Source organism: Actinoplanes sp. NPDC026670 (genome assembly GCF_040638175.1).
Lineage (GTDB): Bacteria > Actinomycetota > Actinomycetes > Mycobacteriales > Micromonosporaceae > Actinoplanes.
In genome coordinates, this window is the sequence record NZ_JBEZXU010000045.1 from 70,222 (window position 1) to 91,299 (window position 21,078).

25 protein-coding genes and 1 riboswitch are annotated in these 21,078 nt (G+C 70.3%); of the genes, 12 read left to right on the forward strand and 13 right to left on the reverse strand.

Translation table 11 applies throughout. From position 1 onward, the window contains the following. Window positions 1–48: 48 nt before the first annotated feature. The 3 genes from AB0E94_RS34910 to AB0E94_RS34920 all read left to right on the forward strand — a co-directional run bounded on the left by AB0E94_RS34910 (window position 49) and on the right by AB0E94_RS34920 (window position 1,709). On the forward strand, window positions 49–255 hold the full coding sequence (locus AB0E94_RS34910; protein WP_360335351.1) for a DUF2191 domain-containing protein: 207 nt from the start codon (window positions 49–51) through the stop codon (window positions 253–255). Next, on the forward strand, window positions 252–677 hold the full coding sequence (locus tag AB0E94_RS34915; protein ID WP_360335353.1) for a PIN domain nuclease: 426 nt from the start codon (window positions 252–254) through the stop codon (window positions 675–677). The genes AB0E94_RS34910 and AB0E94_RS34915 overlap by 4 nt, the downstream gene beginning before the upstream one ends. A gap of 183 nt (window positions 678–860) precedes the next feature. Further along, on the forward strand, window positions 861–1,709 hold the full coding sequence (locus AB0E94_RS34920) for an aldo/keto reductase (RefSeq protein WP_360335397.1): 849 nt from the start codon (window positions 861–863) through the stop codon (window positions 1,707–1,709). Here the strand turns inward: AB0E94_RS34920 and AB0E94_RS34925 are convergent. The 6 genes from AB0E94_RS34925 to AB0E94_RS34950 form a co-directional block, all read right to left on the reverse strand. Further along, complete coding sequence (locus AB0E94_RS34925; protein ID WP_360335355.1) at window positions 1,697–2,617, reverse strand: 5,10-methylenetetrahydrofolate reductase; 921 nt, start codon at window positions 2,615–2,617, stop codon at window positions 1,697–1,699. The genes AB0E94_RS34920 and AB0E94_RS34925 overlap by 13 nt on opposite strands. Window positions 2,618–2,906: 289 nt before the next feature. Then, window positions 2,907–3,362 (reverse strand): hypothetical protein, encoded by a 456-nt coding sequence (locus AB0E94_RS34930; protein WP_360335357.1) that lies wholly within the window; start codon window positions 3,360–3,362, stop codon window positions 2,907–2,909. 257 nt (window positions 3,363–3,619) lie between these two features. Continuing rightward, window positions 3,620–5,335, reverse strand: coding sequence for a PHP domain-containing protein (locus AB0E94_RS34935; protein WP_360335359.1), 1,716 nt, complete (start codon window positions 5,333–5,335; stop codon window positions 3,620–3,622). 111 nt (window positions 5,336–5,446) lie between these two features. After that, on the reverse strand, window positions 5,447–6,247 hold the full coding sequence (locus tag AB0E94_RS34940; RefSeq protein WP_360335361.1) for an energy-coupling factor transporter transmembrane component T: 801 nt from the start codon (window positions 6,245–6,247) through the stop codon (window positions 5,447–5,449). Between the two features lie 34 nt (window positions 6,248–6,281). Continuing rightward, window positions 6,282–7,712, reverse strand: coding sequence for an ABC transporter ATP-binding protein (locus tag AB0E94_RS34945; protein ID WP_360335363.1), 1,431 nt, complete (start codon window positions 7,710–7,712; stop codon window positions 6,282–6,284). A gap of 3 nt (window positions 7,713–7,715) precedes the next feature. Next, window positions 7,716–8,303 carry an ECF transporter S component gene (locus AB0E94_RS34950; RefSeq protein ID WP_360335365.1) on the reverse strand — a complete coding sequence of 196 codons (588 nt, stop codon included), beginning with the start codon at window positions 8,301–8,303 and terminating at the stop codon, window positions 7,716–7,718. A gap of 76 nt (window positions 8,304–8,379) precedes the next feature. Further along, a riboswitch (TPP riboswitch) is annotated at window positions 8,380–8,482 on the reverse strand. Window positions 8,483–8,540: 58 nt separating this feature from the next. On the opposite strand from AB0E94_RS34950, the gene AB0E94_RS34955 reads away from it, so the two are divergent. Next, window positions 8,541–9,356 carry an alpha/beta hydrolase gene (locus AB0E94_RS34955; RefSeq protein ID WP_360335399.1) on the forward strand — a complete coding sequence of 272 codons (816 nt, stop codon included), beginning with the start codon at window positions 8,541–8,543 and terminating at the stop codon, window positions 9,354–9,356. A gap of 31 nt (window positions 9,357–9,387) precedes the next feature. Continuing rightward, the gene (locus AB0E94_RS34960) at window positions 9,388–9,891 is read left to right on the forward strand and encodes a DUF6328 family protein (RefSeq protein ID WP_360335367.1); all 504 of its coding nucleotides are present in this window, start codon (window positions 9,388–9,390) and stop codon (window positions 9,889–9,891) included. Window positions 9,892–9,962: 71 nt separating this feature from the next. On the opposite strand, the gene AB0E94_RS34965 is transcribed toward AB0E94_RS34960, so the two are convergent. The 7 genes from AB0E94_RS34965 to AB0E94_RS34995 are packed head-to-tail and all read right to left on the reverse strand — an operon-like array spanning window position 9,963 to window position 14,202. Further along, the gene (locus tag AB0E94_RS34965; RefSeq protein ID WP_360335370.1) at window positions 9,963–10,565 is read right to left on the reverse strand and encodes a hypothetical protein; all 603 of its coding nucleotides are present in this window, start codon (window positions 10,563–10,565) and stop codon (window positions 9,963–9,965) included. A gap of 48 nt (window positions 10,566–10,613) precedes the next feature. Further along, the gene (locus AB0E94_RS34970; RefSeq protein ID WP_360335372.1) at window positions 10,614–11,015 is read right to left on the reverse strand and encodes a transcriptional repressor; all 402 of its coding nucleotides are present in this window, start codon (window positions 11,013–11,015) and stop codon (window positions 10,614–10,616) included. Continuing rightward, window positions 11,012–11,314, reverse strand: coding sequence for a metalloregulator ArsR/SmtB family transcription factor (locus AB0E94_RS34975; RefSeq protein WP_093621506.1), 303 nt, complete (start codon window positions 11,312–11,314; stop codon window positions 11,012–11,014). The genes AB0E94_RS34970 and AB0E94_RS34975 overlap by 4 nt, the downstream gene beginning before the upstream one ends. Window positions 11,315–11,344: 30 nt before the next feature. Continuing rightward, a complete protein-coding gene (locus tag AB0E94_RS34980) occupies window positions 11,345–12,211 on the reverse strand; it encodes a metal ABC transporter permease (RefSeq protein WP_360335374.1) in 867 nt (288 codons plus the stop codon). Next, window positions 12,211–12,993 carry a metal ABC transporter ATP-binding protein gene (locus AB0E94_RS34985; protein ID WP_360335376.1) on the reverse strand — a complete coding sequence of 261 codons (783 nt, stop codon included), beginning with the start codon at window positions 12,991–12,993 and terminating at the stop codon, window positions 12,211–12,213. The genes AB0E94_RS34980 and AB0E94_RS34985 overlap by 1 nt, the downstream gene beginning before the upstream one ends. Continuing rightward, complete coding sequence (locus AB0E94_RS34990; RefSeq protein ID WP_360335378.1) at window positions 12,990–13,904, reverse strand: metal ABC transporter substrate-binding protein; 915 nt, start codon at window positions 13,902–13,904, stop codon at window positions 12,990–12,992. Before AB0E94_RS34990 ends, AB0E94_RS34985 begins: the two co-directional genes overlap by 4 nt. 49 nt (window positions 13,905–13,953) lie before the next feature. Then, window positions 13,954–14,202 carry a DUF6703 family protein gene (locus AB0E94_RS34995; RefSeq protein WP_360335380.1) on the reverse strand — a complete coding sequence of 83 codons (249 nt, stop codon included), beginning with the start codon at window positions 14,200–14,202 and terminating at the stop codon, window positions 13,954–13,956. 34 nt (window positions 14,203–14,236) lie between these two features. Here AB0E94_RS34995 and AB0E94_RS35000 point away from each other — a divergent pair, with 34 nt between their 5' ends. The 7 genes from AB0E94_RS35000 to AB0E94_RS35030 form a co-directional block, all read left to right on the forward strand. Further along, window positions 14,237–14,578, forward strand: coding sequence for an antibiotic biosynthesis monooxygenase family protein (locus AB0E94_RS35000; protein WP_317788025.1), 342 nt, complete (start codon window positions 14,237–14,239; stop codon window positions 14,576–14,578). A 16-nt stretch (window positions 14,579–14,594) separates the two neighbouring features. Further along, window positions 14,595–15,086 carry a hypothetical protein gene (locus tag AB0E94_RS35005; protein WP_360335383.1) on the forward strand — a complete coding sequence of 164 codons (492 nt, stop codon included), beginning with the start codon at window positions 14,595–14,597 and terminating at the stop codon, window positions 15,084–15,086. Window positions 15,087–15,154: 68 nt separating this feature from the next. After that, window positions 15,155–16,534, forward strand: a complete 1,380-nt coding sequence (locus AB0E94_RS35010) for a glycine--tRNA ligase (RefSeq protein ID WP_360335385.1) — start codon at window positions 15,155–15,157, stop codon at window positions 16,532–16,534. 76 nt (window positions 16,535–16,610) lie between these two features. Beyond that, window positions 16,611–17,291, forward strand: a complete 681-nt coding sequence (locus tag AB0E94_RS35015) for a hypothetical protein (protein WP_360335387.1) — start codon at window positions 16,611–16,613, stop codon at window positions 17,289–17,291. Window positions 17,292–17,411: 120 nt separating this feature from the next. Continuing rightward, window positions 17,412–19,163 (forward strand): trypsin-like serine protease, encoded by a 1,752-nt coding sequence (locus tag AB0E94_RS35020; RefSeq protein WP_360335389.1) that lies wholly within the window; start codon window positions 17,412–17,414, stop codon window positions 19,161–19,163. Between the two features lie 49 nt (window positions 19,164–19,212). Continuing rightward, window positions 19,213–19,728, forward strand: coding sequence for a hypothetical protein (locus AB0E94_RS35025; RefSeq protein WP_360335391.1), 516 nt, complete (start codon window positions 19,213–19,215; stop codon window positions 19,726–19,728). Window positions 19,729–19,836: 108 nt separating this feature from the next. Beyond that, window positions 19,837–21,078: ALF repeat-containing protein (locus AB0E94_RS35030; RefSeq protein ID WP_360335393.1), on the forward strand; the 1,242-nt coding region annotated here is incomplete at its 3' end.

Here is a 21,078-nt window from a genome sequence, read left to right on the forward strand (position 1 = left end):
GACTAGATGAACTATGCTTAGGGAGCTGATCGCTGCATGGGAGACCTGATGACCAAAAACCTGGTCGATCTTGATGACGATGCGCTGGCCGACGCGGCGGAGTGGTTCGGGACGACGACCACGGGCGACACCGTCAATGCAGCTCTGCGTGATGCCGCCGCCCGTGCCCAGCGAGCCAGGGCACTCGCCGAGATGGTGGAGATCGCCAAGACCGGCCAGTTCGATGAGCTGCTCGACAAGCGCAACCGCCGTTGAACACGGCTGAGTTCCTGATCGACACGAGCGCACTGGTTCGATTGCTCCGTAATCCCGATGTTCTCGAGCAGTGGGACGCGACGGTGACGGACGGATTGATCGCAACGTGCGACATCACGGAGATCGAGATGCTCTACACGGCTCGTTCTCATGCTGATCGTGGTCGTCAGCAGAAGCTTCTCCGGCGGATGTTCAGCTGGGTGGTCATGCCGGACGGCGCTTTCAAAAAGGCCTACCGACTGCAGGATGCGCTGTCCGAGAAAGGGGCGCATCGATCGGCGGGTGCGGTCGATCTTCTCACCGCGGTCACGGCCGAACAGCATCGCTTGACGTTGCTCCATTATGACCGTGACTTCGTGAGCGTTGCTGAGGTGACCGGTCAGCCGGTGCGATGGATCGCAGAGCCGGGGACGATCGACTGACCCTCATCTCACTGTCTGAAAACTATCAGCTATCGGCCTTTGTCGGTATCGGGTCGGTGGTGGAGTGCGGCTGGGGGAAGGGCTGCGTAGGTTCGCCGGGTGGTAGCGGAGCGAATCGATGCGTCAGTGGCGGGGCAGTGGCGGCTCGGGGACCGGGTCGTCAACCGGATGGGGTTCGGGTCGATGCGGCTCACCGTTCGGAACGATCGGGAACTTGCGGTTCGGGTGTTGCGGCGAGCCGTTGAGCTCGGCGTCGATCACATCGACACTGCGGCGTTCTACTTCTCGCCCGGGGGGATTCTCGACGGGGAAACGGGGGATGTTCGGTATGCGGCGGAACTGATTCGGGACGGGCTCCGGCCGTACCCGAAAGGGCTTTTCATCGCGACGAAAGTCGGACCGGATCGCCTGCCGGACGGCAGCTGGGGTGAAGCAGTCACCGCGGAACGCCTGCGTCATCAGGTGGAGGACAATCTGCGCCGGCTGGGAGTGGAGGCGCTCGACCTGGTCAATCTGCGGATCGTCCGGCCGGCCGAGCCGGATGATGTCGCCGAACGGTTCGGGATGCTCGCCGAGATGCGTGCCGAAGGGCTGATTCGCAACCTCGGGCTCTCCAATGTGCGCTGGGAACACGTCGAGGCGGCACGTCGGATCGCGCCTGTCGTCTGTGTACAGAACGCCTTCGCCGCGGACCTGCGCCGGCATTTCGAGCTGCTCCGGAAATGCGGTGCGGAGGGAATCGCCTTCGTGCCGTTCTTCACGATCGCCGGCGCCACCCGCGAGGACGGCCCGCAACCGAGAGCGGCGATCGAGGCCCGGGCCGGGAATGAGGGTAGCGGCGCCGAGTGGCGGATCGCTGCGGCTCGTGGGGTCACCGGGCATCAGGTCCGGCTCGCCTGGACATTGCAGCAGGGCAGGCACGTGCTGGCGATTCCGGGCACCGGCGACGTCGCTCACCTGGAGGAGAACATCGCCGCCGGGGCACTGCGGCTCACCGCCGAGGAGATGGCCGAAATCGATCAGCGCCGGTAGCGAAGCATCCCGGACACCTCGGCGGCCAGATCGATGCTGGCCTCGATCTCGGCCTTGCGGATCGACACGCTCTCGATGTTGAAGCCGTAAGGCAGACCCAGGTGCTCACAGAAATCGATCAGGTCGCGGGCGATCGCCAAGCACTGCCGGTAGGACTCGGCGAGTGGATCGTCCGCGTGCCTGATCGAATTCTCCAGCCAGCGGGGGACGTCGACACCCAGCCACCGGACGAACTCCAGCGTCTTCAACGACCCACACAGCGACAGCGTGAAGATCACCGTCCGCGGGGCGGCGCTCCGGGCCCGGCACTCGTAGAAGTAGTCGCTGAGCAGGTTCTTCATGTCGTTGACGTGATAGACGACCTGGCTCACGAAGAACGAGGCGCCGCGATCCTGCTTGGCCAGCATGCGCAGGTGCTCGTCGGGGCGCTCACCGATCGCGACGGCGCCGAGCGGCAGGTCCGGGCGCACCTCGGCGCGCAGCTCCTGGGCGCGGCGCAGCCCGGTGCGGACCTCCTTGCCACCTGACGACGCGCCGACGAAAACGCTCAGAACCCGCGAGTCGGCACCGCTCATCCAGTCGCGGAGCTCGTCCTCGGAATACTTCCCGACACACCTGTAGATGATCACCGGCTGCCGCCAGCCGGTCAGGTGCTCGGCGTAGTAGCGGCCCGGGTCGAGCGTCGGCAGATACGGGAACGGCCTGTCGTCCGGGTTCCGGTCCGACTCGTCGTCGATGTCGTACAGGATCAGGCCGTCAAGGTCGAGCGCGGTCAGCCGGTCGAGCGTGACCTCGGCGATCTCCTTGATCCGCTCCTCGGTGGCGCTGCGCCGCGGCGGAGTGACGCTGAACACCAGCACGCCGCTACGTGCCTCGGCCAGCAGCTGCGGCAGGGGGTGACGAGACATGCGGCAACCCTATGGGCCCGGCAATGCGTCCCGGTCACCGCACACACCCCATCCCGAAGAGCGAGCCATCCGGTACGCCGTCCGCGCGCGCGAAACCCAGGCCCGCCAGCCGTCGCTCACGGTGGTTCCGGGTGGGGTTTAGCAGTCGTGGGCGACGGCTGAGCCCGCCAGCCGTCGTTCACGGTGGTTCTGGGTGGGGTTTAGCAGTTGTGGGCGACGGCTGAGCCCGCCAGCCGTCGTTCACGGTGGTTCTGGGTGGGGTTTAACAGTTGTGGGCGACGGCTGGTGGTCAGTGGTCGGTGCAGCAGGGGGTCGGGTTTCGGGTCTCGAATGGGACCAGGGTTCCGCCGGCGGCCGGTGTGGTGATCAGGATCAGTTCGCCGTCCCGGAACTGAGGGCGCACGAAATCGCCGGTCTCGACGATCGTGTCCGGAGTGGCCGGGCCGCTGCCGAGCACCTCGACACGGGCGATCGAGCTGCGCTGGAGGATTTCGCTGACGGTGAGTGCGCCGGTCAGGCGCTCGACACCGGGGAACCGGACCGCTCGTCCGAATTGTCCGGTCGCGGCAGCGGCTACGGCCGGTTCGAGGTCCGGAGCGGTCGCGAAGGTGTGCGCGGTGAGCAGGCTGATCGCGACGTGGGGGAACGGTTCGCGCACCAGGTGCGTGCAGGCGAGCACCGGCGCCGGCGCCAGCGTCTGGATCCAGTGATCGGCCTCCGCGAGCGTGGCATGCCCCAGGCTCACTCCGACTATCCGGGCGGCCCCGGTGGAAGAAGAGCCGGACCTGGTGGAAGAAGAGCCAGACCCGGTGGAAGAAGAGCCGGACCCGGCGGGAGAAGGGCCGGACCCAACGGGAGAAGAGTCGGCCCCGCCGGGGGAGGGACCGGCCCCGGCGTGGGCGGGGACGGGCCGGGTGGTGGCGGCTGGAGAAGGGTGGGCGGGGACGGGCCGGGTGGCCCCGGCCGCGGAAGCGGCCGGAGCTCCGGTTGCCGGGTACGGCGTCATCGGGGCAGGACCCAGATGGGGTTGGTGTAGAACCACAGGTCGCCCCACGGATCGGCGGCGCCGACCACGTCGAGCTGCGGGCCGTACGGGTCGACCGCCGCGCCGAGCAGGCCGGGCTGGGTGCGGTTGCCGTCGGTGCCACGAACCCGCAGGTAGAACGGCTTGTCGAGGCGGCCCAGGTCATAGGTGAAGGTGACCCGTCCGCTGCTCTTGGTGACCTCGAACGACTTGACCACCCGGGTGTCCGGGGTGGTGTAGGTGTCCTTGTCGGTGACCGGGCCGGTGACGGTGCCGACGATGACGTCGACCCGCTTGAGAGCGGCCACGAAACCGGCCCAGTTCGGCACGTCCTGGAGATCGATGTCGAGGACCAGTTCGGTGGAGGTGCCGCGCTTGACCTGGAGGACGCCACCGAGCGGGGTTCCGGTGTGGTCGCGGCGGTCGCCGGTCACCCGTACCCGCGCATCCAGGTTTTTGATCAGGCGCCCGTGGTCGACCCAGATCCGGCCGGCGCGGAGGCCGTCCATGACCGCCTTGTACGAGAACGACGACGCGCCCACGTTGGTCCGGCCGTAGTAGCCGGGCCAGAAGTCGCCGGCTGTCGTGTTGACCGTGCCGGTGTAGACCGGGTCGTTGTACTTGCCGTTGGCGTCGAAGTCGCTGCCCGGGCCGCGGCCGGTCTGGTCGAGATAGTTGACGTGGCTGTCCGAGTTGACGGTGATCCACCACGCTTTGCCCTCGGCGAGGAGGCTGTCCCAGAGTCCGCCGACGGTGGCGGTCATCCAGTCGAAGCCGCCCCACGTGCGGTAGCTCTCCAGCGGGTACCCGGGGAACGACGCCGCCGACGGGTTGTTGTCGTAGTAGCCACGGGCGCCGCCGCGGCCGTTCGGGGCGGGGATGCCGGCCGCCTGGTGGCCGGGCGCGCCCTCGAAACCGACGGCGACCGTGGGGTCGGCGTCGCGCCAGTTGCGGATCTCGTGCGGGGAGTCGATGCCGCGCCGGGCCGGGTGGTTGGCGAAGAACAGCGCCCCGTCGATCTTGCGCTTGCGGACCTGCTCACCGAGGAACTGGATGCCGGCGACGGCCAGCGCCTCGTTCTGGGCGGCGGTGTTCGTCGAGGGCAGCAGCGAGCCGTCGTACGCGTTCTCGAACTGCTTGAGGACGTCGACCTCGTGCCGGCCGGGGTGGACGAAGACGGTCGCGTGTTCGGCGGCCGGGATGTTCCACTCCAGACCCTGGAAGGTCAGCAGCGAGGGAAGTGCCGAGCGGGTCTTGACGATGTCCGGGTTGACCTTGTCGACACCGATCTTGGCGTGGGTGGCGCTGCCGTGGTCGGTGATGACCAGCCAGTCGAGGCCGTAGGCGTGGCCCTTCTGTGCCTGGTCGAGCACCCGGTACTGGGCGTCCGAGCTGTACTGGGTGTGGATGTGGTGGTCGCCGGCGAGCCAGCGGAAACCGCCCTTGCCGGTGCCGCCGCCCACCGGGTCGTGGGTGTGCGGGAGCCCGGCGGCCTCGGCGGCGCCCGGCTGGGCGAGCACGGAGGCCGCCGCGCCGGCGCCGAGCAGGCCCGCGCCGAGCAGGAAGCGGCGGCGGGACGCGTCGGACGGCGACAGTTCGGCGGTGGGAACCGAGAGATCGAGAGCCTCGGGGAGGTCGCCCCCGGTGGCTGTGGCGTGCGAGTGGTCGTGAAGATGATCGTGGCCGTGACCCATGGCGGTCACCCTCGTCCGAACAGGACAACACCCGCTGTCGGTTCCGTGACGCCGAGGCGAAGAGTGCACAGCGTTGAGCACTGCCGAAGGCGGCTGAGCGACGGCCGGCGGTCAGACGACCGGGTGGAAGTGGCCGAGCAGCACCGAGACGGCGATGATCAGGGCCGCTGTCAGCAGCGACAGGACGAGCAGGGCGGTGTCGGCGGCGGTGAAGTACTGGCGGCGGGCGTACGTCCGGGGGGTCTCGGCGTCGAAACCGCGCGCGTCCATCGCCACCGCCAGTCGCACCCCGCGCCGCAACGCGCCGACCAGCAGCGCGAACGCCGTCGACACGAAGAGCCGCACGCGGGCGACCGGGTTGCGGCCGGCGTCGACACCGCGGGCGCGGCGGGCCAGGCTGAGCGACCGCCACTCGTCACCGAGCAGCGGGACCAGGCGGAACGCGGCCAGCGCCCCGATCGCGAACCGGGCCGGGGCTTTCGCATTCTGTACCAGCGCGTCGGCCAGGTCGGTCGGGTCGGTGGTGGCGAACACCACGATGCCCGGCAGCGCCACCGCGAAGATCCGCAGATTCAGCGCGCCCGCCGTGGACAGCACCCCGGTGGTGACGTCGACCGGACCGAGCGACACCAGCAGCTCACCGCCGCGATCGGCGGCGAACAGCACCATCGTGATCAGGATCCCCACGGCGGCCAGCAGCAGCGGCGTGGCCCGCCGGGCCAGCGCGCCGGGCCGTACCCCGAAGAACGGCAGGACCAGCAGTTCGACGGCGAGCGCGACGGCCGGCGTGAACGGATCCATGGTGGCGATCAGCGGCATCGAGAAGAGCAGCGCGGCGCCGACCTTCGCGACCGGGTTGCGGCGGGCCAGCGGCGCCGCCGGATCGGCGACCGGCGCGAACGAGAGGCTCACAGCGGCGTCCTTCCAGGACGGCGGGAAGAACCGGTCACGGCCGCGTCCGTCGAGGCAGCGGGTCCGGTTCCGGTGCGCCGAGCGAGACGGTTCGATCGGCGAGGGTACGGACGAACGCGTCATCATGCGTGACGGCGACGATCCCGTGTCCCTCGTCGCGCAGGCCGGCGAGCAGGTCGACCAGTTCCCGCCAGGTGCGCCGGTCCTGGCCGAACGTGGGTTCGTCGAGCACCAGCAGCCGCGGCGCGGTGGCCAGCGCGGTGGCCACGCTCAGGCGCCGGGCCTCCCCGCCGGAGAGGGTGTAGGGGTTGGCCCCGGCCAGCCGGTCCAGCCGGAGCCGTTCCAGCAGCTCGCCGACGATCCGGTCGACCTCGGCGGGGGAGCGCCCGAGCCGTCTGGGGCCGAGGGCGAGCTCGTCGGTGACCCGGGATGTGACGAACTGGTGTTCCGGGTTCTGGAAGACCGACCCGATCCGGCCGGCCAGCGTCGCGGCCCGCCACCGGTGCGGCGGCCGGCTGTCCCCGAACGCCTCGACCCGCCCGGCCGTGGGTGCGAGCAGCCCGCCGAGCAGCAGCGCCAGGGTCGACTTGCCGGCGCCGTTCGGCCCGGTCACGGCCAGGACCTCGCCCGCTCCGGCTCCGATGGTGACCGGGCCGAGGCGTCCGCGGACTTCGGCGCGCTCCGTGCGTACCAGATCAAGGGTGGTCTTGGTTTTCGACTTGAGCGGCGGGGCCTGGAAACCCGGCACCCAGACACCCTCGTCAGCGAGTTTGTCGCCGTAGGCGGCGAAGATCACCTCGGGTGAGCCGTCGGCGCGGACACCGCCGCCCGGCTCCAGGACCACCACCCGGTCGACCAGCGGAAGGGCCTCGGCGACCCGGTGTTCCACGATGATCAGCGTGGTGTCCGGGCCGGTGGCCCGGGCCACCGCGTCGCGGATCAGCGCGGCGCCCGGCGGGTCCAGGTTGGCGGTCGGCTCGTCGAGCAGCAACAGACCGGGCCGCAACGCGAGCACACCGGCGAGAGCGAGGCGTTGCGCCTCACCGCCCGAGAGGGCCGAGGTCGGACGATTGATCGGGTACGGGAAACCGACGCGATCCAGCACGTCGGACACCCGTGGCCAGATCTCACCGGCCGGCACTCCCCGGTTCTCCGGGCCGAACGCCACGTCGTCGCCACTGCGGGCCATCACCAGCTGCGTCTGCGGATCCTGGAAGAGGATGCCGACCCGCTCGCGTGCCTTGCGCGGGTCGAGCCCGTCGATCCGGATCGTGCCCTCGGACTCGCCGGAGTCCTCGGGCAGCAGCCCGGCCAGCGCGGCGAGCAGTGTGCTCTTGCCGGCCCCGGAAGGACCCAGCAGGAGCACCCGCTCGCCGTGCCGGACCTCCAGATCCAGCCCGCGGACCGCCCACGAGCGGCGACCGGCGTGCCGCCACCCGAAGCCGCGGAGCTGAACGTCACTCATGTCTCAGACGGTTGCCCGTTCGCGGCCCGCTTCGAACCGGTCCAGCACTCCGGTCGGAGCGAGCGCCCGGACCAGCGCCCACGAGCCCGCGCCGGCCAGGATCGCGCCGCTGAGCACGGTGATCGCCGCGTACGGGATGCGGTACGACCAGAGGTCCATCCCGACCGTGTACTTGACGAAGTCGTAGGACGCCGCGCTGAGACCGGTCAGCGCGCCGGCCAGGACCGCGGCCGGCAGCCGGTAGTTGCGGTAGAGCAGCAGCGCGAAGGCCAGCTCGGCGCCGAGACCCTGGATCAGGCCGGACACCAGCGTGTCGACGCCCCACTGGCTGCCGAGCAGCGCGGACACGGTGGCCGCGACCAGCTCGGTGTAGAGCGAAGCGCCAGGCTTACGGATGATCAGCGCGCCGAGGACGGCCGGGACCAGCCAGATGCCGTAGATGATGGTCTGCGCCGGCGGGAAGAACGCGAAGGCGCCCTCGGTGATCGACCAGACCGTGCCCCAGGCCCAGAAAATCACGCCGAACGCAACGGCGATGACGGAGGCGATGACGATGTCTATCGTCCGCCACCGATTGGTGGTTGATGTCATTGGACTGCCTCCCAGTGGGTACCGGGAGGAGACGCACGCCGTGTTTCCCGGGCAACAGTGCCCAGGACACGACGCGGCTGGAGAAAGACCGAGCTTCCTGCGCTGGCATTACCCAGATCAGGTACTAGGGTCTGCGGTTTCCCGCACTCTCAGCGCAGTGCGCTCCCCTGTCGGATTGGATGTGCTTCGATGACCGTAACACCTGGTAGCGGGGTATCACAGGGAGGGGACGACGTGATCGAGGTCAAAGCCCAGGGATTGACGTTCGACGTTCACGAGGGCGGGCCGGAGGATGGTGAACCGGTCCTCCTGCTGCACGGCTTTCCTCAGGATTCCCGGGAGTTCGACCTGGTTCTGCCCCATCTGCACGCGGCCGGGCTGCGGACCTACGCGCTCGACCAGCGCGGCTGCTCCCCGGGCGCCCGCCCGGCCGACGTCGCCGCGTACACCATGTCGTCGGTGACCGCCGACGCCATCGCCGTCCTCGACTCGCTCGGCCTCGACAGCGCGCACGTCGTCGGCCACGACTGGGGCGCGCAGGTGGCCTGGCAGCTGGCCGCCCGGCACCCGGACCGGGTGCGGACCCTCACCGCGATCTCCGTGCCGCACCCGCGGGCGCTGCTGCTCGCCATCCGGGTCCGGCCCAGCCAGAAGGCCCGGCTCGCCTACTTCGAGGTGTTCCGGCGGCGGTTCGCCGAGCGGCTGCTGCTCGCCCAGCACGCCCTGGCGCTGCGGCTGATGCTCCGGCCGATCGGCATGCGCGCCGAACAGTACGTGGCGGCGATGCGCGAACCGGGCCGGCTCACCGGCGGCCTCAACTGGTACCGGGCCTTCGACACGTCCCAGATCGACGACCTCGGCGAGGTGACGGTGCCGACCACCTACGTGTGGAGCGACAAGGACGGGGTGGTCGGGCTGACCGCGGCGCTGCGTACCAGGGACTGGGTGCGGGCCGACTACCAGCTCGTCGCGATGCGCGGCGTCAGCCACTGGGTGCCCGAACAGGCGCCACGTGAGCTGGCCGACGCCGTCCTGGCCCGCGTCGGCGTTTGATCAAGGCCCCGGGCGGGGAATTCGGCGCGTCATGGCGGTCGATGCACACACCCCCCGAGAGACCGAGAAGCAGCGCTGGGACCGCAACTTCGCGGACCTGCTCCAGGAGCTGCGGGTCGCGCAGACAGGCGTGCAGATCCTCTTCGCGTTCCTGCTGACCCTGCCGTTCAGCAGCGGCTTCCCGAACGTCACCGATTTCCAGAAGGACACGTACGTGGTCGCGCTGATCAGTGCGGCCTTCGCCACCGCGATGATCATCTCGCCGGTGGCGTTCCACCGTGCGCTGTTCCGGCAGGGCCGCAAACCCGAGCTGGTCCGGTACGCCCACAAGATGGCCACCGGCGGTCTGGCCTTCATGCTGATCGCGATGACGGCGAGCGTCCTGCTGATCACCGACTACCTGCTGGACTGGAAGTGGGCGATCCCGCTGACCGTCGTCACCGGTGGCTGGTTCCTCACCTACTGGGCCATCCTGCCGTTCGCCCACCGCGAGTGGGGCGACGACGACGAGGACGCCGCCTCCGCCGTCGACTGACGCGACCCGGTTCCGGCTGGTCGGCACCGCTGTCACGGCGGCGTTGTGACAGCGGTGTGAGCCGGCCGGGGTCAACGCCGTTTCAGGCCGAGACGGCGCAGTTCCAGACCGGCCAGAGCGGCGACCGCCTCGGAGTCGCCGGCCCGCCAGCTCTGTGCGATGTCCGGGCCCAGCTTCGCCAGCTCGGTCAGCGGCTGGGAGGCCAGCGCCCGCAGCGCCAGCAGGTCCTGGCCGGCCGGATCGTCGCGGACCGCGGCCGCGACCCCGGCCCGGCGGACCCAGCGCAGCCGCAACGGCAGCCAGAGGAACAGCACCAGGGCCAGCGGCACCGACAGCGCGATCGCGGGCAGGATCAGCGCCAGCTGGGCCACGAACTCCTGCTGCTGGTGACCGGCGTCGGCGATCGACCGGGCGGCGTCGGCGGCGCCGTTGAACGGCTGCGTCAGCTCGTCACCGACGATCGGGACCCGGCCCACCTTGCCGCCCGCGTCGGCCAGGTTGTCGGCGATGCCACTGCCGGCGCTCTCCAGCTTCTGGCCGGGGACGGCGAGTTTCTCCACCACGTCGTGAATCCACAGGGCGACCTTTATCCACAGGTAGACCCAGAGCACGACGAGGATGTCGGTGACGAGTTGGCGGACGGCGACGGGGACGCGGTCGGCATAGAGCTTCACATCGTCAAGCGTCGCAGTCAGCCCTCCGCGGCGCACGCCCGGCGGGGCTCAGGCTTTGGCGGCGCACTCCGGGCAGGTGCCGAAGATCTCCAAGGTGTGCGAGACGTCGACGAAACCGTGCTGACCAGCCACCTTGTCCGCCCACGACTCGACCGCCGGGCCGAGCACCTCGACGGTCCGCCCGCACGACCGGCACACCAGATGGTGGTGGTGGCCCTGGCTGCACCGGCGGTAGAGGTGCTCCCCGCCCGGCGGCCGCATGACGTCGATCTCGCCGGCGTCGGCCAGGCCCTGCAACGTCCGGTAGACGGTGGTGAGCCCGACCCGTTCGCCCCGCTCACGCAGCATCGCATGCAGGTCCTGGGCGCTGTGGAAACCCTCGGTCTCGGCGAGGACGGCGCTGACCGCGCTGCGCTGCTTGGTGTTGCGGATCTGGCTCTCGGCGTTCACTGTCGGCTCTCCCTGGCGTGGCTCACGGCGTCGGCGACGATGTGGGCGACATGTTCGTCCACCAGGGAGTATGCGATCTCCCGGCCCCGTCGCACACCCCGCACCACCCCCGCGCCGCGCAGCACCCGCAGGTGTTGCGACACCAGCGGCTGCGGGGCGCCGAGTTTCTCCACGAGATCGTGCACACAGCGCTCGCCCACGCCCAGCTCGACCACAATGGCGACACGGATCGGCGCGGAGAGAGCACGCAGCAGCGCCCCCGCCGATTCGTACGCTTCGTAACCGGTGGTCGTCGTCATCGTTTCGCCAACGGTACAGGCAGGTCGCGGTCAGCCATGCAACACGACATCCGGGGGCTCGGACGCGACCGGCTGCGGCGCGGGCCGGCGCAGCCGGTGCCGGACCGTCCCACCGACCGCGGCGGCCACGAAGACGGCCAGGGCCAGCAGCACGGTGGTCGCGCCGGGAGCGGTGTCCGCCTCGGCCGACACCAGGACGCCTGCGCCGGCGGCGCTCACGCCGATCACCATGGCCAGCGTCATGGTGCTGACGAAACCGCGGGTCACCTGCTGGGCGGCGGCGACCGGGACGACCATCATCGCGGAGACGAGAAGCAATCCGACGGTACGCATGGCGATCGTCACCGTCACCGCGGTGGTCACCGCCAGCAGGATGTTCAGGAGCCGCACCGGCAGGCCGCTGACCCGTGCGTACTCCTCGTCGTTGCAGAGCGCGAACAGGGCCGGGCGGAAGAACAGCATGGCCGCCAGCACCGCCGCGCCGAGCGTGCCGATCACGGCCAGGTCGGTCTCCGAGGTGGTCAGCGGGGAGCCGAACAGGTACTGCATGAGGCTGCTGTTGCCGCTGCCGTCGGACAGCCCGACGAGCAGCACGCCACCGGCGATGCCGCCGTAGAAGAGCATGGCCAGGGCCAGATCGCCGGAGGTACGGCCACGCTCGCGGATCAGCTCCACCCCGACCGCGCCGAGAGCCGACACGATGACCGCCGTGTACACCGGGTCGTTGCCGGTGAGCAGGCCCAGCCCGACGCCGGTGAGCGCGACGTGCCCGATCCCGTCGCCGATCAGGGACAGGCGGCGCTGCACCAGGTAGATGCCGAGCGCCGGGGCGGCCAGCCCGATGATCATCGCGGCGAGCAGGGCCCGCTGCATGAACGGCTGGGTGAGCAGGTCCATCAGTAGGCCTTCGTTCCCTCGGTGGGCGCCCACTCGCAGATGCCGACCTTCAGCTCCTCGGCATGCGGGTGCAGATGTTCGTGGTCCGGCTCGGCGTGGTGACCGGCCGGCTCGGGGGGTGTGCCCTCGTACGCGATCCGCCCGTCGTGCACCACCACGGCCCGCCCGATCAGCGGCCGCAGCGGGCCCAGCTCGTGCAGGACCAGCAGGATCGTCCCGCCGTCACCGGCGAACCGGGTCAGCGCCGCGGCGAACGCCTCCTGGCTGGCCGCGTCCACCCCGGCGTTCGGCTCGTCCAGCACCAGCAGGTCCGGCTTGCCGGCCAGCGCCCGGGCGATCAGGGTGCGCTGCTGCTGGCCGCCGGAGAGCGTCGTCACCGGGTCGTCGATCCGGTCCAGCAGCCCGACCGCGGACAGCGCGTCCCGTACCGCCGCCTTGTCGATCTTGCCGGGGAAACGGAGAACGCCGCGCCGGGCCAGCCGGCCTGATGCGACGACCTCGCCGACCGTGGCCGGCACGCCGCTGCCGGCGCCGAGCCGCTGCGGTACGTAGCCGATCCGCTCCCAGTGCCGGAACCGCTTCTGCGGCGTCCCGAACAGCTGGATCTCGCCCCGCCGGGACGGGACCAGGCCGAGGATCGTCCGGACCAGGGTGGATTTGCCGGAGCCGTTGGCGCCGAGGATCGCGACGACGTCCCCGGCCGTGACGCTCAGCGAGACGTCCCGCAGGACCTCCCGCCCGTCGTAGCCGACCGCAAGGTGACCGACCTCGATAACGCTCATGAACACTCCAGGCCCAGCTTCAATGCGGTCAGGTTGGCGCGCATCACCGAGAAGTAGTCTGCCGATTCGTCGGTGAGGCCTTCGATCGGGTCCAGGACCGCGGTCTGCGCGCCCACCTCCTTGGCGATGGTCTCGGCCACCTTGGGGCTGACCAGGGTCTCGAAGAAGATCGTGGTGGTGCCGTGCTCACGGGCCTCGGCGGCCACGCCGGCGAGGCGCTGCGGTGACGGCTCGGTCTCCGGGTCGATGCCGGTGATGCCGATCTGGGTCAGCTCGTAGCGGTCGGCCAGGTAGCCGAACGCGGTGTGGCTGGTCACCAGCTCGCGCCGGGCGCACTCGGCCAGCCCGGTCTTGAACTCGCCGTCCAGCGTGGTCAGCTCGGCGCGCAGGGTGGCGGCGCGGGCGGTGAAGTCGGCGGCGTGCGCCGGGTCGGCCTTGCCGAGGCGCTCGGCCAGCTTGTCGGCGATGCTCGCGAGGCGGGTCGGGTCGAGCCAGACGTGCGGGTCGGCGCCGGCGGCCGCCCCGGTGTGCGCGTCGCCCTCCTCGGCGTGGTCGTCGGCTTCCTGCTCGGTGATCGTCTCGACCGCGGTGGTGGCGTCGAAGGCGCGGTCGCCGCCGTTCTGCTTGACCGCGTCGTCGACGGCGGGCTGGAAGCCGCCCAGGTAGACGATCACACCGGCGTCGGCGACCGCGCCGACCTGCCGGGCGGTCAGCTCGACGTCGTGCGGCTCGGCGCCCGGCTTGGTCAGGGTGGAGACGCTCACCGCGTCGCCGCCGACCCGCTCGCTGACGAACTGGAGCGGGTAGAACGCGGTGACCACGGAGAGCTTGCCGTTGGCGCCGGCGGAGTCCCCTCCGCAGCCGGTGAGTGCGGGCAGCAGGAGGAGGGCGGGGAGCAGGCGGCGCATCATGTCACCAACTGTCGTCGATAATGACAATGATTGTCAAAGCCGCATGGTTTCACAGGGACTTCGAGACCGCGGCCACCACCAGCAGGGTGAGCAGCACCACCCGGACCACCCGGGTGACCGGGGTCTGCACCGGCCAGGTCGTCGCGGTCAGGGTGGCCAGGCCGGCGGCGAGCAGGCCGAGCAGCAGCGCGCCGACGATGCCCGGCAGGAACAGCCCGGCCAGCAGCAGGGCCAGCGTCCCGGCGAACGCCGCGGTCGGATTCACCCGGGCCAGCCGGTTCAGGAATGTGCGCGTCACTGTCGCTCCTGTCGCGTGTGCGTACCCTCGTCACATGCTGGTGCTCAACCGCTTCACGGTCCCCACGGAAACGCAGGACGGCTTCCAGGAGCAGGCGCACGCCGCGCTCGCCGCTCTGGCCCGCACTCCCGGATACCGCTCCGGCCGGCTCACCCGGGCCATCGAGGACCCGACCGGCTGGACCCTGGTCACCGAGTGGGAATCGGTCGGAGCCTACCGGCGTGCCCTCGGGGCCTACGACGTCAAGCTGTACGCCACTCCGCTGCTCGCGCGTTCCCTCGACGAGCCGTCGGCCTTCGAGACGCTGGCCTCGGCCGAGCCGGGCGCCGACGTGGTGGTCACCGCGAGCGACCGGGCGGCCGATCCCTGGCGCTGAGCATTAGGCTGAAAACATGAGTCTTCCTCCGCCCCCTCCGCCGCCGGGCCCGGGCGTGCACCCGCCCTTCCCGGCTCCTCCGGTCGAGGGGCGCGGCAAGCGTGTCGGGACGAGTGTGGGCATCGTCGCCGGCATCGTGGTGCTGGTCTGCGGGGTCGGCGCGGTGGCCGGCATCGGGCTGATGACGTCGATCACCAGCGCGCTCGACGAGCAGGCCGACGTGGTGGTCGGCCACTACCTCGACGACATCCGGGAGCGTGACTTCGACGGGGCCTATCAGCAGCTCTGTCAGGACGCGCAGGATGTCGAGACGCAGTCCGAGTTCACCGCGCGGATGGAGGCGACGGAGCCGTTCCAGTCGTACCGTCTGGGTGATCTGTCGTGGGGTGTCCGGCTGACCCTGCCGGTGGACCTCGTCTATTCCGGGGGCGGCTCGCAGCGCCTGGAGGCCGAGCTGGTGCAGAACAGGTCGACGGGCAAGTTCGAGGTCTGCGACCTCGGGGAGTAATCTCGCTTTTCGTCCTGTAACTCTTGATTTCCCCGCCGACACCCAGCCGGCGTAGGAGGAAACCGCACATGCCTGCCGACCGTATCGACAGCGTCGTCAGCCTGGCCAAGCGCCGGGGCTTCGTCTTCCCCTCCAGCGAGATCTACGGAGGGACCCGTTCGGCCTGGGACTACGGTCCGCTCGGCGTGGAGCTGAAGGAGAACGTCCGCCGGCAGTGGTGGCGGACCATGGTCCAGCAGCGCGACGACATCGTCGGCCTGGACTCGGCGGTCATCCTGTCCCGTGACGTGTGGGCCGCCTCCGGTCACCTCGACGCGTTCGTCGACCCGTTGACCGAGTGCCAGTCCTGCCACAAGCGCTTCCGGGCCGACCACCTGGAGGAGGCGTTCGAGGCCAAGCACGGCAAGGTGCCCGCCTCGCTCCAGGAGCTGAACTGCCCGAACTGCGGCAACAAGGGCACCTTCACCGAGCCGAAGATGTTCAACGGCCTGATGAAGACCTACCTCGGCCCGACCGAGAGCGCCGACGGCCTGCACTACCTGCGCCCGGAGACCGCCCAGGGCATCTTCGTCAACTACAACAACGTGGCGACCGCGGCCCGTAAGAAGCCGCCGTTCGGCATCGCGCAGGTCGGCAAGAGCTTCCGCAACGAGATCACCCCGGGCAACTTCATCTTCCGTACGCGTGAGTTCGAGCAGATGGAGATGGAGTTCTTCGTCCCGCCGGGCGCCGACGAGGAATGGCACGAGTACTGGCTGCAGGAGCGCTGGAACTGGTACCGCGACCTGGGCCTGTCGGAGAGCAACCTGCGGTTCTACGAGCACCCCAAGGAGAAGCTCTCGCACTACTCGAAGCGGACCGTCGACATCGAGTACCGCTTCCAGTTCGGCGGGACCGAGTTCGCCGAGCTCGAGGGTGTCGCCAACCGCACCGACTTCGACCTGACCACGCACTCGAAGCACTCCGGTGTGGACCTCTCCTTCTTCGACCAGGAGAAGGGTGAGCGCTGGGTGCCGTACGTCATCGAGCCCGCCGCCGGCCTGACCCGCGCGGTGCTGGCGTTCCTGCTCGAGGCGTATGACGAGGACGAGGCGCCGAACACCAAGGGCGGCGTCGACAAGCGCACCGTCATGCGGTTCGACCCCCGCCTCGCGCCGGTCAAGGTCGCCGTCCTGCCGCTGTCGCGCAACCCGGAGCTGTCGCCGAAGGCCAAGGAGCTGTCGGCGAACCTGCGCAAGCGCTGGGTCGTCGAGTTCGACGACTCGCAGGCGATCGGCCGCCGGTACCGCCGGCAGGACGAGATCGGCACCCCGTTCTGCGTCACGGTCGACTTCGACACCCTCACCGACAACGCGGTGACGGTCCGCGACCGCGACACCATGAAGCAGGAGCGGGTCTCCCTCGACCAGATCGAGGACTACCTGATCAAGCGCCTGCCCGGCTGCTGAGCCGGACGTGACGCAGACCGCCGGGTTCCCGCATGGGCGCCCGGCGGTCGCCGTCGAGGCCCTATGCTCCCCGGTCATGTCACGACGGGGAGCTTTTGTACTGACTGTGCTGCTTGTGGCCGCGCTCGGCGGCTGCGCGAGCGAGGAGAAGCCGCGGATCCCACTGGGTGCGGCGCGGCCCGCGACGCCTGTGACGCTGGCGTCGCCGGACGAGTCCGGACTGCTGCCGATGTCGGAGTGGCCGGCCGCCTGCGATCTGCTCCCGGAGCCTGTCGTCCGTGAGGTGCTGCCGGCGGCGACCCTGGTCGAGCTGAAGCGGGTCACCCCTGCCTCCGACGGCGGCGACGTCGTCCTCCCCGGTGATGCCGAGTGCCAGATCCGGGTCGACTTCGCCGAGGCGAAGGAACTCCAGCCGGGCCGGCGCGGTGGATGGATCCACCTCACGGTCCGGGTGGCCGGCACACCCGAGCTGGCCCGGAAGACCTACGACGAGAACATCGTCACCTCGGTCCGGGGCGAGCGGACCGCCTGCCCGCCGGAACTCGTCGCGGCGGCCGGGCTGGACGACTGCACCGCCGCGGACAGCGAGTGGACCTTCCGCAAGCACGGTGTCGCCGGTCAGCTGTGGGGCATCGCGCCCGATCTGAACCGGGGCGTCCGCTTCGAGGGCCAGAAGAAGGGCTCCGGCGCCGACGTGATCTGGCACGACACCGTCGAGGCGGAGTTCCTGCGCGCCGTCGCCGCCCGCCTGCCCTGACTATCGATCGACTCTCATAACTCTCTCGGAGTCGTGCCAAGTCCATTGAAACGTTGCCATGTATCGATGTCGTGGCGATGATGTGACCTGGTGCATCTCTACTGAGAGAAGTGAATAGCGTTGAGAAAACGGGGAATGGCCGCCGGGCTGTCGGTGGCCACGATGACAGCGATGCTGGCCGGGAGCGTCCCGGCCTTAGGCGTCGGAAACGGGTCGGCGGTCGCCGACGGGACGTACGGTTTCGTAGCGCATGTCGCGGTGGGTCAGGCCGGTGCTGGGGCGGCCTGTACCGGAGCGCTGATCGACCCGCAATGGGTGATCACCGCCGCGGCCTGCTTCGGGACGGACGCGCCGGACGCCACGATCACCATCGGCGGGCAGGTACGCGAATCGGCCCGGCTGGTGAGACACCCGGACCGTAACGTGGTGCTGGTCAAACTGGACAAGCCGACGACGGTCCCGCCGGTGGCGCTCGGCACGACGGCCCCGGCCGCCGGCGACGTGCTGCGGATCGCCGGTTACGGCCGGACCGCCACCACCTGGGTCCCGGGCGTCCCGCACACCGCCCAGTTCCAGGTCACCGGAGTCGGCACGGGACTGCTCGACGTCACCGGGGTCACCGGCGCCCAGCCGAGCGTCTGCAAGGGCGACGCGGGCGGGCCCGCACTGCGCGAGAGCGGCGGCACGGTCGAACTGGTCGCCCTCAACCACACCTCGTCGCAGGGCGGTTGCCTGGGCCAGACCGAGACCGCCCGGACCGCCGTCGAGACCCGGGTCGACGACCTGGCCACCTGGATCCGCACGTACGCGCCGGGCGGGCTCGCCGAGGACCACCGGGACGACGTCACGATGGTGTACAGCTACGCCTCCGGGGCGCTCGGCCCGTTCACCTTCACCACGGCGGCCAACGGGGCGATGAGCGCGAAGGGTGGCTGCAACACCGCGGCCGGGCTCTACACCACCAACCTCAAGATCTTCCGTGGCGACTTCAACGGTGACGACATCGTCGACCAGGCGGTGCTGCACAACTCGGCGAACAACACCCTGTCGTTCACCACGTTCCTCACCAGGCCGGACGGCACCTGCTCGGCGGGCGTCCAGTCGTGGACCAGTTCGACCTTCGGCTCGTACAGCCGGATGCTGATGACCAGCGGCGACTACAACGGCGACGGCCGTGACGACATCGCCGGGTTCTACAACTACGCCGACTACGGGATCGGGCTGTTCACCTGGCTGTCCAGCCCCACCGGCACGTTCAGCGCGTCCAGCCGGCCCTGGTACAACGCGCCCAGCCCGTACTGGGGGGAGATCGGCCGGATGAAGGTCTTCTCCGGTGACTTCAACGGGGACGGGCTCGACGACATCGGGTCGTTCTACGGCTACGCCGACTACAGCGTCGGCATCTACTCCTGGATCGCCAAGCCCGGCGGTGGCTTCAACGAGGATCAGCGGGCCTGGTACGCGCCGGCCGAGCCGTACTGGGGTGACCCGAAACGGCTCCGGATCGCGGCCGGCGACTTCAACGGCGACGGCCGTGGCGACGTAGCCGGGCTCTACAACTACGCCAACGGCAACCTGGCCGTGCTCACCTGGACCGCCAAGGCCGACGGCGCCTTCAACAACGCGTTCAGCTCGTGGAAGAGCACCAGCGCGGTGTGGGGCTCCTGGGACACCACCCGGCTCACCTCGGGCGACTTCAACGGCGACGGCCGCGACGACCTGGCCGCCCTGTTCGGCGCGACCGACGGCAGTCTCTCGCTGAGCACCCTGGCCGCTGCCGAGAACGGTGGCTTCGCGGCCCCGGTCAAGTCCTGGGGATCGACCACCTTCGGCTCCTACAACAGCATCAACCTTCCGGAAGACCCGGTCTGAGGCCGGCATGCCCAATCGACGAAATCACTACACAGGGGGAGAACGGGCGATGCGGAAACTGATCATGGCGCTGGCGGCGGGTGTGGCCGGCACGGTGGTGCTGGGCGGGTCGGCGATGGCGCTCGCCGAGAACGCCGCGGCGGACGACGCGCCGTCGCTGGTGGAGGACTTCTCCTACCCGGGCGCCGCCGCGATCGAGGCGGACCGCGGGATCAAGCTGATCAAGGGGGACGGCAACCTCGTCCTGGTTGACTGCGGCGCCGACCCCAACCTGCCGCCAGCCGACGTCATCCTGGTGCAGACCACCGCGGTCGGCTCACCCGACAAGACCAATCACTGCTTCAAAGCGAGCGGTACGTCCGGCGTCCTGACCATGGAGATCGGCGAGGTCTACTTCATCCGGGGCGAGGCGCAGCGAACCGTCGCCGCGAAGGTCGAGGTCCAGGACGCGACCCCGGTGACCGAGACCGAGCAGGTCGACCCGGGCGAGTGGCAGCCCATCGGTATCGGCCAGGGCCGCGGTGAGGCGACCCTGCTGGAGCTGCGTTACCCGTTCACCAGCTGATCCACCGGCCCGATGTGGCCCGGTCGCTCTGCCGGCCGGGCCACATCGTTCCCGGCCGCAGCACTGTCAAAGACATCGATACATTCGCATCTAAGAATTGAGGCGTGGATGTTCAGACCCATCCGTGCGGCGGCTCTGACCGCCGCCGTCATCGCCGCCGGCGGGGCGTTCGTCGCCCCGGCCCGGGCGGCCGCACCCACCGCGCAGGACCGTGCCCGCTGCGTCGACCTGCTCGTCAACGGCGGGCCGGCCGTCGCCCGGGCCGCCGAGATCGCCCTCACCGGCACCGACGCCGACCTCGCCGAGTTCCTGGCCACCGGCCTCGCCGAGGCGAAGGCGTCGGACAACGAGGTCGAACTGGAGAAGATCCGGGCGACCGGCGGCCCGGTGACCCGGGTGGCCGCGCAGACCGCCCTCGACACCTCACCCGCCGCCGTGCAGGCCTTCCTCGACGGCGGCTTCAAGGACCCGCTCCAGCGTGACCTGCGGGTCCGGGTCGCCCAGCTGAAGAGCGCCGGCGGCGCCGAGGTCCAGGAGGCCGCCGACCGCGCCCTCAACGGCGGCGCCGACGAACTGATGACCTTCGTCGCCGTCGACTGGAACCAGGCCCAGAACCTGGACAATCGGGTCCGCATCGCGCAGATCCTGAACAGCGGCGGCGCCGAGGTGAAGGCCGCCGCCCAGACCGCCCTGAACGGCACCGCCGACGAGCAGCACGAGTTCCTGCTCTACGGCCAGGACGTCGCCCGGGCCCGGGACCAGGAGGTGAGCACCCTCAGCGCACTCGTCGACCAGGCCGAGGAAGCCGGGGCGATGGCCAGGGTGGAGACCGAGGCCGCGAAACTCGCCACCGACCAGGCCGTCGAATCGGCCCGGCTGGCCAAGGCGGCCGCCGCCAAGGCCGCGGCCGAGACCGCCGCCGCCAAGGACTCGGCCACCAAGGCCGCCAAAGCCGCCGGGCGGGCCGCCGACGCCGCCGAGCGTGCCGCCGCCGCGGCCCGGACCGCGGTCGGCGCCGCCAGCGCCGCGATGAACTCGGCCCGGATCGCCTCCCGCGCCGCCGCCCGCGCGTCCGCGGCCGCGGCCAACGCCGGACGGGAAGCCGGCAAGGCGTACAACGCGGCGGTCGCCGCGGCCGGCAACGCGGGCAAAGCGGAGGATGCCCGCAGAGCCGCGACCGCAGCCCGCATCGCCGGACAGCAGGCGCTCTGGGCCGCCGACGCGGGCCGGGCCGCCCAGGAGGCAGCCGACCAGGTCGGCGCGGCGGCCGTGTCCGCCGCCAACGCCGGCCTGAACGCCGCCGACGCCGCCGAGGCGGTCGCCGCCGCGGCCGAACAGTCCAACGTCGCG